This is a genomic window from Bacillus sp. FAU18, from assembly GCF_056033885.1.
This window is the reverse complement of record NZ_JBVYHZ010000003.1, coordinates 1,249,254-1,267,763: the sequence shown is the minus strand read 5'-3', so window position 1 is coordinate 1,267,763 and position 18,510 is coordinate 1,249,254. Positions and strand designations below refer to the sequence as shown.

General features: G+C 47.2%; 2 protein-coding genes. Both read left to right on the top strand.

The window, feature by feature from the left end:
• Complete coding sequence (gene ppsC / locus AC0OMU_RS06515; protein ID WP_474240993.1) at positions 1 to 7,668, top strand: plipastatin non-ribosomal peptide synthetase PpsC; 7,668 nt, start codon at positions 1 to 3, stop codon at positions 7,666 to 7,668.
• 25 nt (positions 7,669 to 7,693) lie between these two features.
• Positions 7,694 to 18,505, top strand: coding sequence for a plipastatin non-ribosomal peptide synthetase PpsD (gene ppsD, locus AC0OMU_RS06510; RefSeq protein ID WP_474240992.1), 10,812 nt, complete (start codon positions 7,694 to 7,696; stop codon positions 18,503 to 18,505).
• Positions 18,506 to 18,510: the final 5 nt, after the last annotated feature.

The following is an 18,510-nucleotide window of genomic DNA, read 5'->3' as shown; positions in this document are numbered from 1 at the left end:
ATGCCGCAGCAACCTGAAATACAGGATATATACCCTTTGTCATTTATGCAGGAAGGGATGCTTTTTCACTCATTGTATGATGAACAGTCGAGAGCTTATTTTGAACAGGCTTCTTTTACGATCAATGGACAGCTTGACTTGGAGCGTTTCCAGAAAAGCATGGATGCTGTTTTTGACAGGTACGATATCTTTCGAACAGCATTCATCTATAAAAATGTAGCCAAACCTCGTCAAGTCGTGCTCAAGCAACGTCATTGCCCTGTTCATGTTGAAGATATTTCCCATCTCAATGAAAGGGATAAAGAACATTGTACCGAGGCATTCAAAGAGCAGGATAAATCCAGGGGCTTCGATCTCCAAACGGATGTACTGATGAGAATATCTATTTTAAAATGGGCGCCTGATCATTATGTCTGTATCTGGAGCCACCATCATATTTTAATGGATGGCTGGTGTTTAGGCATCGTCATTAAAGACTTTCTCCATATTTATCAAGCGCTTGGAAAAGGGCAGTTTCCTGATTTGCCTCCCGTACAGCCGTACGGGACGTATATTAAATGGCTGATGCAGCAAGACCGGGAAGAAGCAGCTGAGTATTGGAAAAAGAGGCTTCAGCATTTCGAAAAAGCTTCGCCTCTGCCTAAAAGAACAGATCAAATGTCGGATGGGACATTACAGCAGATCACGTTTACCATTCCTGAAAAAGAAACCTCCGAATTACAGAAAATCGCTGCAGCATGTGGTGCGACACTTAACACTGTTTTCCAAGCTTTATGGGGAATCATGCTCCAAAAGTTCAATCGTCGCGACGATGCTGTATTCGGATCAGTTATATCAGGCAGACCTTCTGAGCTAAAAGATGTGGAAAATATGGTCGGACTTTTTATCAATACCATTCCTATTCGAGTCCAAAGTGATTTTCTGTCTTTTTCTGACCTAGTCAGCGGAATGCAAAAGGACATGACTGAAGCAGAAGCGTATAGTTACTTCCCTTTATATGACATTCAGGCGCAGAGCGCTCTTAAACAAGAGCTGATTGATCATATTATCGTCTTTGAAAATACACCTACTCAACAAGAGATTGAAGAGCTGAATCAAGCTGGATCATTTGATTTCTCCGTGAAAGATTTTGAGATGGAAGAGGTAACTAATTATAGATGCAGTGTCAAAGTGATCCCAGGGCGTACTTTGTACGTTCGGATTCATTTTCATACAGGCACTTATCAACCAAATATGATGTCTGAGATAAAAGATTATTTACAGCACATGATCTCTGACGTCATCTCTGATCCATCTCTTCCTGTGTCAAAGATGACATTGCTAGATGAGGACAAAACACGGAAAATCGTTTCTCAAAATAACAGGACAGTATCTGTTTCACCTGAAACCCCAACCCTGCATGGGCTGTTTGAGCGACAGGCGGCAGTCACACCGGAGCGGCCAGCGATTCGCTTTTCCGGCGGTTCGCTGACATATGCTGAGCTTGACATGTACGCCAGCCGGCTGGCTGCGCACCTAGCGGCACGCGGCGTCACAAACGAAAGTATCGTCGGTGTCCTGTCTGAACGCTCACCTGACATGCTGATCGCTGTCCTTGCTGTATTGAAGGCCGGAGGGGCCTATTTGCCGCTTGATCCTGCGTATCCAAAGGAGCGGCTGAGCTACATGCTGAAAGACAGCGGGGCATCACTCTTGCTGACGCAGCCGAAATGTTCCGTACCGAACTTTTCCGGAGAGACGCTTGAAGTTGACATGACATCTCTTGCGAGCGAAAAAGCAGAAAACCATCTATTTACTCCTGCTGACGGCGGATCTCTCGCCTATGTCATCTATACATCGGGCTCTACCGGGCAGCCAAAAGGAGTGGCCGTTGAGCACCGCCAGGCTGTTTCCTTTCTGACCGGCATGCAGCACCAGTTTCCGCTTTCGGAAGATGACATTGTCATGGTGAAAACCTCTTTTTCCTTTGATGCGTCTGTGTGGCAGCTGTTTTGGTGGACTCTTTCCGGTGCTTCGGCGTATCTGCTTCCGCCCGGCTGGGAAAAAGACCCCGCGTTGATCGTACAAGCCATTCATCAGGAAAACGTGACAACGGCTCATTTTATTCCGGCTATGCTGAACAGCTTTCTCGATCAAGCGGAAATGTTAGCGCTCGGTGACGGGACAAGCCTGAAGCGTGTATACGCCGGAGGTGAACCGCTTGCGCCGCGTACGGCAGCCCGTTTTGCTTCTGTATTGCCGCAGGTATCATTAATCCATGGTTACGGGCCGACAGAAGCCACGGTAGACGCGGCATTTTACGTGTTGGATCCAGAACGGGACAGGGACCGTTTGCGGATTCCGATTGGGAAGCCCGTACCCGGTGCGCGTTTGTATGTTTTAGATCCGCATTTAGCCGTACAGCCTTCTGCTGTCGCCGGCGAACTGTACATTGCCGGAGCGGGTGTTGCCAGAGGTTATTTGAATCGGCCGGCATTAACGGAGGAGCGTTTTCTTGAAGACCCGTTTTACCCGGGGGAACGCATGTACAAAACCGGGGATGTGGCGCGCTGGCTCCCTGACGGGAATATTGAATTCCTCGGGCGCACGGATGATCAGGTGAAAATCCGCGGCTACCGGATTGAGCCGGGAGAAATTGAAGCGGCATTAAGAAGTATAGAAGGTGTAAGAGAGGCGGCCGTTACCGTACGGACAGACAGCGGCGAGCCGGAATTATGCGCTTATGTAGAAGGGCTCGAAAGAAACGAAGTGCGGGCACAGCTTGAAAGACTGTTGCCGGGCTACATGGTCCCAGCCTATATGATAGAGATGGAACAGTGGCCGGTTACACCAAGCGGAAAGCTCGACCGAAACGCCCTGCCAGCTCCTGGCGGAGCGGCAGATGCGGAGACCTACACAGCGCCGAGAAACGTGACTGAGATGAAGCTTTCTCAGCTGTGGGAGGACGTGCTGAAAAATGGCCCTGTCGGGATTCACGACAACTTTTTTGACCGCGGGGGACATTCCTTAAAAGCAACGGCGCTTGTCTCACGGATCGCCAAAGAATTCGATGTACAGGTGCCGCTAAAAGATGTGTTTACCCATCCGACAGTAGAAGGACTGGCTACCGTTATCCGTGAAGGAACGGACAGTCCATATGAAGCGATTAAGCCCGCTGAAAAACAGGAAACCTATCCGGTTTCCTCTGCCCAAAAGCGGATTTATGTCCTTCAGCAGCTGGAGGACGGAGGGACAGGCTACAATATGCCGGCTGTGTTAGAGCTCGAAGGGAAGCTCAACCCTGAAAGGATGGACAGAGCTTTCAAAGAGCTGATCAAGCGCCACGAGTCGCTTCGAACCGCCTTCGAACAGGACGCAGGAGGCGATCCGGTGCAGCGCATCCATGACGAGGTGCCGTTTACGTTACAGACTACAGTTCTCGGCGCACGAACCGAAGAGGAGGCCGCAGCTGCATTTATCAAACCGTTTGATCTCAGCCAAGCGCCGCTGTTCCGTGCCCAAATCGTAAAGGTATCAGATGAGCGGCACCTGTTGCTGGTTGATATGCATCACATCATTTCAGACGGTGTTTCCGTCAACATTCTGATTCGGGAATTCAGCGAGCTGTACAATAATCGGAAGCTTCCGGCGCTGCGTATTCAATATAAAGATTATGCCGTATGGCAAGAAGGATTCAAAACAGGAGACGCGTACAAAACGCAGGGAGCGTACTGGCTGAAGCAGCTCGAGGGCGAGCTGCCTGTGCTGGATCTTCCCGCTGATCATGCCCGCCCGCCTGTGCGAAGCTTCGCGGGTGACAAGGTCTCATTTACGCTGGATCAAGAGGTTGCATCAGGCCTTCACAAGCTGGCACGAGAAAACGGAAGCACACTGTACATGGTGCTCCTTGCGGCTTACACCGCGTTCTTGTCACGCTTAAGCGGACAGGAAGATATCATCGTTGGCTCGCCAATTGCCGGCCGGCCGCACAAGGATCTTGAGCCGATACTCGGCATGTTTGTGAACACGCTGGGGCTTCGGACGCGCCCGGAGGGCGGGAAGCCATTCGTACAGTATTTGCAGGAAGTGCGTGAGACAGCATTGGAAGCCTTTGAGCACCAGGATTACCCGTTCGAAGAACTTGTCGATAAGCTTGAATTGACACGGGATATGAGCAGAAATCCTCTGTTTGACGTAATGTTTGTTCTTCAAAACATGGATCAGGAATCGTTGGAGCTGAATGAACTTTGTCTCAAACCTGCAGCAAACAATGGGCATCAAACGTCCAAATTTGATTTAACCCTATATGCCCAGGAACAGCCCCGCGGTTTGCTGACGTTCCAAATGGAGTTTAGTACTGACTTATATAAGAAAAAAACGATAGAAAAGTGGCTTCAATACTTCATCAATATGTTACTCTCCATCATCAAAGACAACAAAGCCGCTCTCGGAACAATAAATATCCTGAATGAGGATGAGACCCATTACCTTATCCACGAGCTCAATCGTACAAAAATAGATTATCCAAGAAATGAAACCATCAGCAGACTCTTTGAAATGCAGGCTGAACAAACACCTAATGCTGTAGCTATTGTCAGCGACACCCAAGTATTCACTTACGAGGACCTGAACAGCTGGGCAAATCAAATTGCCTCAGTTCTACAGATTAAGGGCGTAGGGCCTGATAGTGTTGTAGCCTTGTTGACAGGCAGAACACCAGAACTCATTGCAGGAATGCTGGGCATTCTGAAAGCCGGGGGAGCCTACATGCCTATTGCTTCTGATCTGCCTGTTGAACGAATAGCTTATATGCTGTCAGACAGCGGGGCGGCTTTACTCCTTCAATCTGAAAAAACAGAAAAACAACTATTAGACATTGAATGTGAACAAATCATAATCGAAGATATTCAAAAGCAAGGAGAAACGAAGAACGTTGATTCTTCAGCAGGGTCACATTCACTTGCATATATCATTTATACCTCTGGATCAACCGGTAAACCAAAGGGCGTCATGATTGAGCAGCGAAGTGTAATTCGTCTTGTTAAAAACAGCAATTATATTACATTTACACCTGAAGACCGCCTTCTGATGACATCATCAATCGGTTTCGACGTTGGGTCATTTGAAATTTTCGGACCGCTGCTAAATGGTGCCGCTTTGCATCTGTCCGATCAACAAACATTTCTCGATTCCCATCAGCTTAAGAGGTACATAGAACATCAAGGAATCACAACGATTTGGCTGACATCTTCTCTATTCAATCATTTGACAGAGCAAAATGAACAAACATTTTCACAGCTGAAACATTTGATTATAGGCGGAGAAGCTTTGTCGCCGAGCCACGTCAATCGAATCAGAAATGTCTGCCCTGAAGTATCTATATGGAATGGATATGGCCCTACCGAAAATACAACTTTTTCGACATGCCTTCACATTCAAAAAACATATGAACTTTCCATTCCGATCGGGCGGCCGGTTGGTAATTCCACCGCTTATATCTTAAATCAATGGGGAGTGCTGCAGCCGGTCGGAGCTGTCGGTGAACTTTGTGTCGGCGGAGATGGCGTCGCCAGAGGATATTTGGGCCGTCCTGATTTAACGAAAGAGAAATTTGTCCCACATCCATTTGCACCTGGCGATCGACTGTATCGCACAGGTGATCTGGCGCGCTGGCTTCCTGATGGCACAATTGAATACGTTGGCCGTATTGATGATCAAGTAAAAGTCAGAGGCTATCGGGTGGAGCTGGGTGAAATCGAATCAGCACTTCGTCAAATAGACGGGGTCAAAGAAGCCGCAGTGTTAGCACGTACAGCCCAGACCGGGAGCAAAGAGCTGTTTGGCTATATCAGCGTAAAAGCAGGCACGAATGCTGAACAAGTACGTTCACTTCTCGCGCGTTCGCTGCCAAACTATATGATCCCGGCGTACATTATTGAAATGGAGACTCTCCCGCTCACATCAAACGGCAAATTGAACCGAAAAGCACTTCCTGAACCAAATTTCACATCTAAACAAACGTACGCTCCACCTCGAAATGACCTTGAAGACCAACTTGTGTTGATCTGGCAGGAGGTTCTCGGCATCCAGAGGATCGGAATAGAGGATTCGTTTTTTGAATTGGGCGGAGATTCAATCAAAGCCCTTCAAGTTTCTGCACGCCTTGGGCGCTATGGACTAAGCTTGCAGGTAAGTGATTTATTCCGTCATCCAAAGATAAAGGACTTATCACCATTTATCCGTAAGTCAGAGAGAATCATAGAGCAAGGACCCGTTCAGGGAGACGTTCCTTGGACGCCTGTTCAGCAATGGTTTTTTTCACAAGATATTGAAGAAAGACACCATTTCAATCAGTCTGTCATGCTATTCCATTCTGGACGTTTGTCTGAAAACGCCATTAGACCAGCCTTGAAAAAACTGGCGGAGCATCATGATGCGCTTCGGATGGTTTATCGCAACGATGACAGGCGATGGATTCAAATCAACCAAGGCATTCATGAGTCACAGCTATACAGCTTAAGAATCTCTGATCTTTCACAGTCAGAAAGCGGCTGGGAGACGAAAATCAAACAAGAAGTTGCAGATCTTCAGCAAAGCATCAATTTGCAGGAAGGACCATTGTTGCACGCCGCTTTGTTTAAAACACTGACCGGAGATTACTTGTTCCTTGCGATCCATCACCTTGTCGTTGATGGTGTCTCATGGCGGATTTTGCTGGAGGATTTGTCAGCCGGATATCAACAAGCTGCTGCAGGCCAGACGATCCAGCTTCCGCCTAAAACGGATTCCTACCAGGAATACGCAAGACGCATACAGGAATATGCCCAAAGCAGTAAGCTGATTCGCGAAGAGGCGTATTGGCGAAGTGTAGAAGAACAGCAAGCCGCAGAACTGCCCTATGAAATACCGCATCATGTGAACATCGACTTCAGCAAAAGGGACTCATTAAGCTTTTCACTGACTGAAGCAGACACCGCCGTCTTGCTGCAAAACGTCAATCACGCCTATGGCACAGATACACAAGATATTCTGTTAACCGCAGCATCCTTGGCGATTTGTGAATGGACAGGAGGAAGCAAGCTCCGTATCGCTATGGAAGGACACGGGAGAGAACACATTCTGCCAGAGATAGATATCAGCAGGACGGTCGGCTGGTTTACATCCATGTACCCGGCCCTCATAAGCTTTGAACATCATAGGGATGAGCTCGGAACCTCAGTAAAAACCGTTAAAGATACACTGGGCCGGATACCAAACAAAGGGGTAGGTTACGGTATGCTGAAATACCTTACACACCCTGAAAATAAAAGCATTACGTTTTCAAAAACACCTGAAATCAGCTTTAACTATTTGGGCCAGTTCAACGACATCGAAAGACAGGACACCTTCCGCCCATCAAGCCTTGGGAGCGGAAAGGATATCACTCATACATGGAAGCGTGAGCAAATCATCGAGATGAGCGCAATGGCAGCAGACAAAAAGCTCCATTTCAATCTTAGTTATCCGCCAGCCCGCTTTCATAGAAACACAATGGAGCAGCTTATTAACAGGATTGAACACTTTTTGCTGGACATTATGAAACACTGCGCCGGTCAACAGAAAGCTGAAAAGACACTGAGCGATTTCAGCAGTCAATCATTAACGGCAGAGGATCTGGACAGCATATCCAGCTTGGTGGAAGAATTGTAGAAAATCGTGACAGGGAGACATGAACATGACAAAAGCGAATTCAATTCAGGATATTTATCCGCTGTCTTACATGCAGGAAGGGATGCTTTTCCATTCCCTCCTGCAAAAAGATTCACAGGCGTATGTTGAGCAAGCTTCTTTTACAATAGAAGGGAAAGTCAACCCGCAGTTTTTTCAAAACAGCATCAACGCTCTTGTAGAAAGACATGATATTTTCAGAACGATTTTTATCAGCCAAAATGTTTCCTCCCCCCAGCAGGTTGTTCTGAGAGAACGAAATGTCATCGTACTGGAAGAAGACATTACTCATTTAAACGAGGCGGAGCAATCACAGTTTATCGAGCAATGGAAAGAAAAGGACCGGGACCGGGGGTTTCATTTGCAAAAGGATGTGCTCATGCACATCGCTCTGATTCAAACAGGAGAGAGCCAGTACTCTTGCATTTGGACCTTTCATCATATCATGATGGACGGTTGGTGCCTCAGCATTGTGCTAAAGGAGTTTCTGCATATTTACGCATCTTATGTAAATGCATCCCCAATAACATTGGAGCCGGTCCAGCCATACGGAAAGTATATCAAATGGCTGATGGAGCAAGACAAAGAGCAGGCGGTTTCTTATTGGGAGCATTATCTTTCCGGCCACGAACAGCAAACCGTGCTCCCGAAGCAGAAAAAAACAAAGGGAAAAAGCAGGCAGGAACACGTTACATTTTCATTCTCTAAGGAAGAAAGCAGCAGACTTTCAGAGCTTGCTGCAAGAGAAGAAGTGACACTCAGTACGATTTTTCATACCATTTGGGGCATTCTGCTACAAAAATATAATAATAACGATGACGCCGTATTCGGTTCTGTCATTTCAGGAAGGCCTGCGGAAATCGAAGGCATTGAACATATGGTAGGTCTTTTCATTAATACGATGCCGGTTCGGGTGCAGGGAGCAAAAACGCCATTTCTTCAACTTCTAAAAGATATGCAAAAAGACCGTCTTGCCGCTGAAGCGTACAGCTACCACCCTTTATATGAGATTCAATCCCGCTCAGCTGTTAAGCAAGGGCTGATTGATCATATTCTCGTATTTGAAAACTATCCGGTGCAGCAAGAGATTCAAATGCTGAACAAACAGGAACATGCTTCTGATCTTTTTCAGATTCATAATTTCACTGTCGCAGATGAAACCAACTACAGCTTTTATCTTATGGTGGCGCCAGGGGAAGAAATTCATATCAAAATGAACTATGATGCGGAGCAGCACGATCGGTCTTTTGTGCTTTCTGTCAAAGAGCATCTTCTGAATGCTGTATCACAAATCTTAAATAATCCGAATCTTCCACCTGAAGAAATCGATATCACGACAGATACTGAAAAGCGGCAGCTGATTGGAGAAATCACAGATCGAACACCAGTTTACGAAACCATCCATGCCATGTTTGAAAAACAGGTGGAAAAGACACCAGATGCTCATGCTGTAAAGGATCAATTCTGCTCGTTAACATACAAAGAACTGAATAAATCGGCTAACAGATTGGCACGGCATTTACGAATGAAAGGCGTTGTGAGACAGGAACCCGTTGCGATTATGATGGATCGCTCTGCGGCGTTTATCACCGGCGTTCTTGGAATCTTAAAGGCAGGCGGCGCCATTGTTCCGGTTGATCCGCATTACCCGGCTGACAGAATCCGTTATATTCTGCATGATTGCGGCTGTTCGCATGTTGTTTCACAAGCGCATCTCTCCTCATCGTTAGAAGACAATTACATTATCACTCATCCAGAAGATATCGAAAGCAAAGTAGACGGGAGTAACATAAAGTCAGTCAACAATGCTGACGATCTGCTGTATATGATTTATACATCAGGCACAACAGGTAAACCAAAGGGTGTTCAATTTGAGCATCGAAACATGGCTAACTTGCTGAAGTTCGAATATACTCACTCTGGAATTGACTTTGAAGCAGATGTTCTGCAATTTGCGACACCTGCCTTTGACGTCTGCTATCAAGAAATATTTTCTGCGCTTCTGAAAGGCGGCACACTCCACATCGTGCCAGAAGCCATAAAAAGAGATGTGCCTAAGCTGTTTGCATTTATAAACAAGCATCAGACGAATATTGTGTTTCTCCCAACTGCTTTTATCAAAATGATTTTCAGCGAGCGTGAACTAGCGAACTCGTTTCCTGATGGCGTCAAACACCTGATCGCAGCCGGGGAACAATTAATGATTTCAGACCTTTTCCAAGATGTATTGCGTGAACGCGGCATACACCTGCACAATCATTACGGACCTTCAGAAACTCATGTGGTATCTACGTATACCATTCATCCTGGAGACCATATTCCTGAGCTTCCGCCAATCGGTAAACCGATAGGCTGTACTGATCTATATATTTTGAATCATCAAAAACAGCTTCAGCCATGCGGCGTACCAGGCGAACTCTATATTTCCGGCGCAAGTGTTGCCAGAGGATATGTCAATCACGATAAACTGACAAGCGACAAATTTTCATCCGACCCATTCAGGCCTGGTGTGATCATGTACCGTACAGGTGATTTGGCCAAACGGCTTGAAGACGGCAACATCGAATATATCGGACGGGCAGACAATCAAGTGAAAATCAGAGGTTATCGAATCGAGCCGCAAGAAATCGAAGTCACGTTAATGAATCATCCGGACATTAGTGAGGCTGCCATTCTCATCTGGCAAGATCAAAACGGTGAACATGAATTATGCGCTTACTATTGCAGTGTACAAAAGCTGAATGCAATAGATTTACGCAGTTATATGGCTAGTGAGCTCCCAGAATACATGATTCCGGCGAAATGGATATGGGTTGACAGCATACCTCTTACCCCAAACGGAAAAGTAGATCGCGCAGCACTTCCGGAGCCAGATGCTTCAATCAGCGGAAACCCATATACTGCCCCTCGAAATCTGTTAGAGGCAAAGCTTTCGCAACTATTTGAAGATGTGCTAAAGAATGGACATATAGGCATCCAAGACAACTTTTTTGACAATGGCGGTCACTCGTTAAAAGCAACAGTGCTTATGTCACGGATCGCAAAGGAATTCCATGTGCAAGTTTCGCTTAAGGACATCTTTGCTCATCCGACTGTTGAAGGATTAGCTTTAATCATTCGAGAGGCAGAACAAAATCCGTATGCAGCAATTGAACCAGCAGAAAAAAGGGATACATATCCTGTATCTTCGGCCCAAAAACGAATCTATGTGCTTCAACAGCTTGATGAGGGTGTCGCCTATAACATGCCTGCGGTCTTAGAACTGGAAGGTGCACTGGATGTCGCCAAACTGTCTGCTGTATGTAAAGAACTGATCAGTCGGCATGAGCCGCTTCGAACTTCCTTTGTATCTGGAGCTGATGACGAGCCGGTTCAGCGTATCCACACCGAAGTGCCGTTTACGTTAAGTAAAGAGACCACTATCGAGGGATTTGTCCGTCCCTTTGATCTCAGCCAGGCGCCATTATTTAGAGCAGGTCTTATAGAAGTGTCAAACGAGAAGCATGTATTGCTGGTGGATATGCACCATATCATTTCAGATGGTGTATCCGTTCAGCTCCTAATCCGAGAATTTACCGATCTTTATGCAAACCGGCAGCTTAAGCCATTGCGGATCCAATATAAAGATTACGCCGTATGGCAGCAGAAATTTAAAAAGGGAGACTCGTACCAAAAGCAGGAGACTTACTGGCAGCAGCAGTTTAGCGGGGACCTTCCTATACTGGAGCTTCCAACAGATAAACGACGTCCGGCAGAACGGCAATTCATAGGCGGAAAAGTAACCTTTCAATTGGACAAAGAGATCACGGCCCGCATAAAGCAGCTCGCCCATAAAAACAGAAGCACGCTTTATATGACGCTTCTCGCTTTGTATTCAGCCTTTTTGTCTCGGTTAAGCGGTCAGGATGATATCGTGATTGGTTCACCTATCGCCGGACGGCCCCATGCCGACCTTGAAGCTGTTCTTGGGATGTTCGTCAATACATTGGCTCTCCGCACACGCCCGGCGGGTAATAAGACATTTGAGGAATTTCTGAAAGAAGTCAGACAGACGGCACTAGAAGCGTATGAGCATCAGGATTACCCGTTTGAAGAGCTTGTGGACAAACTCGGTGTGCAGCGGGAAATGAGCCGGAATCCTTTGTTTGACACAACGCTAGTCCTTCAGAATATGGAACAGCAAAAGCTAAAAATGAATGATGTACAGCTTCAGTGGAACGACTTGGAGCACCCAATATCAAAATTTGATATTTCCCTATACGTTACAGAACATGATTCCGAGCTTTTCTGTCAGTTTGAATACAGTACAGCTTTGTTTGAGAAAGAAACCATCCAAAGGTGGGCCAGCCTTTTCACCACGCTTATGGAACATACAGCTGCCAGCCCTGAAACAGAATTGGACGATATTCCAATCTTAACAAAAGAAGAAGAGAGAGATTTCATTGAATCATGCCATCCGTTTGAGGAGACGGGCTATTCAATGAATCAAACTCTCTACTATGCACTCGAACAGCAGGCAGCAAAAACGCCTGATCAGACGGCCGTTATCTTTGAAGATGGAGCGATGACCTATAAAGAATTGAACGAACAGGCTAACCGTATCGCCTGGGAGCTGATCGGACGAGGAGTAAAATCTGAAACGACTGTTGCCATTATAGGCCGGCGTTCGCCTGAAATGCTGATCGGCATTTATGGCATTCTTAAAGCTGGCGGCGCTTATCTGCCCATTGACCCGGATTATCCGGAAGAACGAATCAGCTTTCTGCTGGAGGACAGCGGTACAAACATTCTCCTCCTTCAGTCTGCCAGCCTTCATATTCCGGCATTTACAGGAGAGATTGTCTATCTCAATCAGACAAATAGCGGACTGGCACATCGTTTGTCCAATCCGAATGTGAACGTTCTTCCGCAATCTTTAGCCTATGTCATCTATACATCCGGCTCTACCGGGATGCCTAAGGGTGTTGAAATTGAACATCGATCAGCGGTGAATTTTTTGAATTCCCTACAGTCCCGCTATCAGCTAAAGCATTCAGATATGATTATGCACAAAACATCCTATTCATTCGATGCTTCAATATGGGAGCTGTTTTGGTGGCCTTATGCCGGAGCTTCTGTTTATCTGCTTCCTCAGGGAGGCGAAAAAGAACCTGAAGTGATCGTGAAGGCCATAGAAGAACAAAAGATCACAGCTATGCATTTTGTGCCTTCAATGCTCCATGCATTTTTAGAACATATAAAATATCGCTCTGTACCGATTAAGACAAACAGACTCAAGCGAGTGTTTTCTGGGGGAGAACAGCTGGGGACCCATCTTGTCTCCCGATTTTACGAGTTGCTTCCAAATGTTTCAATAACCAATTCCTATGGGCCAACGGAAGCAACCGTTGAAGCTGCATTCTTTGATTGTCCGCCGCATGAAAAACTTGAACGGATTCCAATTGGAAAACCTGTTCATCATGTCAGATTATATATCCTGAATCAGAATCAGCAGATGCTGCCTGCTGGATGTATCGGCGAACTGTACATTGCCGGAGCGGGTGTTGCCAGAGGTTATTTGAATCGGCCGGCATTAACGGAGGAGCGTTTTCTTGAAGACCCGTTTTACCCGGGGGAACGCATGTACAAAACAGGAGACGTGGCGCGCTGGCTCCCTGACGGGAATGTTGAATTCCTCGGCCGCGCGGATGATCAGGTGAAAATCCGCGGCTACCGGATTGAGCCGGGAGAAATTGAAGCGGCACTAAGAAGTATAGAAGGTGTAAGAGAGGCGGCCGTTACCGTACGGACAGACAGCGGGGAGCCGGAATTATGCGCTTATGTAGAAGGGCTCGGAAGAAACGAAGTCCGAGCGCAGCTTGAGAGACTGTTGCCGGGCTACATGGTCCCAGCCTATATGATAGAAATGGAACAGTGGCCGGTTACACCAAGCGGAAAGCTCGCCCGAAACGCCCTGCCAGCTCCTGACGGAGCGGCAGATGCGGAGACCTACACGGCGCCGAGAAACGTGACTGAGATGAAGCTTTCTCAGCTGTGGGAGGACGTGCTGAAAAATGGCCCTGTCGGGATTCACGACAACTTTTTTGACCGCGGGGGACATTCTTTAAAAGCAACGGCGCTTGTCTCACGGATCGCCAAAGAATTCGATGTACAGGTGCCGCTAAAAGATGTGTTTGCCCATCCGACGGTAGAAGGGCTGGCGGCCGTTATCCGTGAAGGAACGGACAGTCCATATAAAGCGATAAAACCGGCTGAAAAGCAGGAAACCTATCCGGTTTCCTCTGCCCAAAAGCGGATTTATGTCCTTCAGCAGCTGGAGGACGGTGGGACAGGCTACAATATGCCGGCTGTATTAGAGCTCGAAGGGAAGCTGGATCCTGAAAGGATGGACAGAGCTTTCAAAGAGCTGATCAAGCGCCACGAGTCGCTTCGGACCTCCTTCGAACAGGACGCAGGAGGCGATCCGGTGCAGCGCATCCATGACGAGGTGCCGTTTACGTTACAGACTACAGTTCTCGGCGCACGAACCGAAGAGGAGGCCGCAGCCGCATTTATCAAACCGTTTGATCTCAACCAAGCGCCGCTGTTCCGTGCCCAAATCGTAAAGGTATCAGATGAGCGGCACCTGTTACTGGTTGATATGCATCACATCATTTCAGACGGTGTTTCCGTCAACATTCTGATTCGGGAATTCGGCGAGCTGTACAACAACCGGAATCTTCCGGCGCTGCGTATTCAATATAAAGATTATGCCGCATGGCAAGAAGGATTCAAAACAGGAGACGCGTACAAAACGCAGGAGGCGTACTGGCTGAAGCAGCTCGAGGGCGAGCTGCCTGTGCTGGATCTTCCGGCTGATCATGCCCGCCCGCCGGTGCGAAGCTTCGCGGGTGACAAGGTCTCATTTACGCTGGATCAAGAGGTTGCATCAGGCCTTCACAAGCTGGCACGAGAAAACGGAAGCACACTGTACATGGTGCTCCTTGCGGCTTACACCGCGTTCTTGTCACGCTTAAGCGGACAGGAAGATATCATCGTTGGCTCGCCAATTGCCGGCCGGCCGCACAAGGATCTTGAGCCGATACTCGGCATGTTTGTGAACACGCTGGGGCTTCGAACGCGCCCGGAGGGCGGGAAGCCATTCGTACAGTATTTGCAGGAAGTGCGTGAGACAGCATTGAAAGCCTTTGAGCATCAGGATTACCCGTTCGAAGAGCTTGTCGATAAGCTTGAATTGACACGGGATATGAGCCGGAACCCAGTGTTTGATGCGATGTTAGTTGTTCAAAATAATGATTACGAGCCATTGCATCTTCATGATTTGCAAATGAAGCCGGCACAAGTTTCTCATCTCGTTTCTAAATTCGATTTGACACTACAGGCATCTGAGGGCGACGGAAACATTCATTTCCTTTTTGAATATTCAACCGCATTGTTCGAGAAAACCACCATTGAACGCTGGGCATCGCATTTAACAAATGTACTTAGCATCATCGGTAAAAACCCGGAGGTGACACTCAACCATATCGACATCCTGACCCAAGAAGAGCGGCACCAGCTGCTTAATGAGTTTAACACCGGGCAAGCGAATCAATACGGAGTTCAAACAATCAGTCAATTGTTTGAGCAGCAAGCCGCACGAACACCAAAAGCTTCTGCACTTGTCAGCGGAGACAAAACACTGACGTATCAAGAGTTGGACGAGTGGTCCAATGGAATCGCACGTGCATTGCGCAGCCGGGGTGTTAAGCCGGACACACCAGTAGGCATCATGATGCATCGTTCGTTCAGTATGATAGCATCCATACTTGGTGTGTGGAAAGCCGGAGGCTGTTACGTTCCCATTGATCCTGAATACCCGACAGAACGGAAACGCTATATCCTCAGCGACAGCGGAACGAAACTGCTGATGACAATAAATGAAGCGGATCGGGGAGTACTTGCTGACTTTGAAGGAGAGATCTTGACGATAGAAAGCGTAGAGGCAGACGACAAATCGCCGCTGCCGCAAATGTCATCTGCCCATCATTTGGCTTATATCATTTATACCTCTGGAACGACGGGCCGTCCAAAAGGGGTAATGGTCGAGCATAAAGGTATTGCCAACACTCTTCAGTGGCGGCGAAACGCTTATGCATTCAACGAGACAGATACCATCCTGCAGCTCTTTTCTTTCTCATTTGACGGCTTTTTAACTAGTATGTTTACACCGCTTTTGTCAGGTGCAAAAGCTGTTTTGCTTCATGAAGAGGAAGCGAAGGATATTCTGGCCATTAAGGCTCAGCTGTCTCGTCAACGGATTACACATATGATTATTGTGCCTGTTTTATATCGAGCGCTTTTGGACGTAGTGCAGCCGGAAGATGTAAAGACACTTAGAGTCGTCACACTGGCGGGAGAAGCGGCTGACCGCGAATTGATCGACCGCAGCTTAGCTATATGTCCGCATACCGAACTCGCCAACGAATATGGACCGACAGAAAACAGCGTGGCGACTACCGTCATGAGACATATGGAAAAGCAGGCATACGTAAGCATCGGCCAGCCGATTGACGGGACTCAAGTGCTGATTTTAAATAGCAATCATCAGCTTCAGCCAATCGGTGTTGCGGGAGAGCTTTGTATAGCAGGAACAGGACTTGCAAGAGGGTACGTCAATCTTCCAGAACTGACAGAGAGAGCATTCACGCAGAATCCATTTAAACCCGAAACACGAATGTACCGAACAGGAGACGCCGCCAGATGGATGGCCGACGGAACACTCGAATATCTCGGAAGAATCGATGATCAAGTCAAAATCAGAGGATACCGTGTAGAAACGAAAGAAATTGAATCGGTCATCCGGTGTATAAATGGTGTAAAAGACGCCGCAGTAGTTGCTCATGTAACAGCGTCAGGACAAACCGAATTAAGTGCTTATGTGGTGACAAAACCAGAGTTGAGCACAAGTGCTGTACGCTCAGAATTACAAAACAAGCTGCCGGTGTTTATGCACCCTGCGTTTATTGAAAAACTGGACTCACTTCCATTGTCACCAAATGGCAAGCTGGATCGCGGAGCTCTTCCAAAACCTGTATACAACCACGAAGGTGAACGTCCATTCCTCCCGCCAGCCAGCAAAATGGAACAAATACTGGCAGATATATGGAAAGAAGTACTGGGGGCAGAAAAGATCGGAACAGCTGATTCGTTCTTTGAACTTGGCGGAGATTCGATCAAAGCGTTACAGGTATCTGCGCGGCTTCACCGGATAGGCAAGCAAATGGCAGTGAAAGATTTGTTTAGCCATCCGACCATTCAAGAATTGGCAGCTTATATCCGTGATTCAGATACAAGTTCCAGCCAAGCTGCGGTTGAGGGAGATGTACAATGGTCGCCTGTTCAAAAATGGTTTCTTTCTCAAGATATAAAAGAAAAACACCATTTTAATCAGTCCGTAATGCTGCATCGAAGCACCTCTGTACAAGAAGACGCACTGCGAAAAACGTTAAAAGCAATAACGTGTCATCATGATGCGCTGCGAATGGTGTTTACACAGAATGAACAAGGAAAGTGGGATCAATATAATCGGCCGCTCAGTCATTCGGACGACGCGTTGTACGGCCTTCAGATGATTGATTTATCAGCTCCGGACGGCACTGATGGAAATAGAGCGTATGAGCCTATTATCAAACGCCATGTACTTGATATTCAGCAGAAAATGGATTTGAAGAATGGTCCGCTGCTGCAAGCCGGTCTTTTCCACACAATTGACGGTGATTTCTTATTTTTATCTGCTCATCACCTCGTCGTTGACGGCATCTCATGGCGGGTTCTGCTTGAAGATTTGGCTTTAGGGTATCGCCAAGCTGCTGGCGGGGAGGATATCAAACTGCCGCCTAAAACAAGCTCGTTTAAAGCGTACGCGAAAAAGCTCTCTGACTACGCTGAAAGCCAGCAGCTAATGAAACAGCTCAAGTATTGGCGCGAAGCCGAAGAGTATCAAACAGAGGCATTGCCTTTTGATCAAATCGATGGAACTAGAGCACACGAGGGACAACGGTCCACAATTTCGTTTACCTTAAACGATATAGAGACAGCAGCACTCTTAAAAGACGCCAACAGCGCATATAACACTGATACGCAGGACATGCTGCTCGCTTCTGTCATTCTTGCGCTGCGCCATTGGACCAATCAATCCGCCTTCAAACTATCATTAGAGGGCCACGGGCGAGAGGATGTATTAGAAGGAATAGATGTGAGCCGGACGGTTGGATGGTTTACCGCCATTTATCCGTTATTGATTAAACTGAACGCAGACTTGCCAGACTCGGAAGAATACATGGTTCATGTGCTAAAAACAACAAAAGATACACTGAGACGTGTACCTGACAAAGGATTCGGCTACGGTGTCATCAAATATTTGACGCCGCCTGGCAAAAAAGACATCGATTTCATAGGGGCACCAGAAATCAGCTTCAATTATCTTGGTCAATTTGAAAGCGGCCGCACAGCTGAAGTACCTGAGGAGGACGCCTTCTCATTCTCTCCGCTGGGTGCCGGAGGTGATATCAGCACAACATGGAACCGTGAACAGTCGCTGGATATCAGTGCAATCGCTGCAGAAGGAAAATTGACTGTCAATATGACTTATGACAATGCCCGCTTTCAGCGCAAAACCATCGAACAGCTTAGCGAAACATGCCGTCAATTTTTATTACAGCTGATCGAACACTGCCAGAACAAAAGCGAAACAGAAAAGACGATCAGCGATTATGATGATCAAGAACTGACCGAGGACGCGCTGCAAGAGATCGCTGATATGCTCAGTTTTCACTAATGAAT

Bases quoted from the DNA above. Each gene is read 5' to 3' on its own strand.
- ppsC (WP_474240993.1), top strand. From the start codon at position 1: ATGCCGCAGCAACCTGAAATACAGGATATATACCCTTTGTCATTTATG.
- ppsD (WP_474240992.1), top strand. From the start codon at position 7,694: ATGACAAAAGCGAATTCAATTCAGGATATTTATCCGCTGTCTTACATG.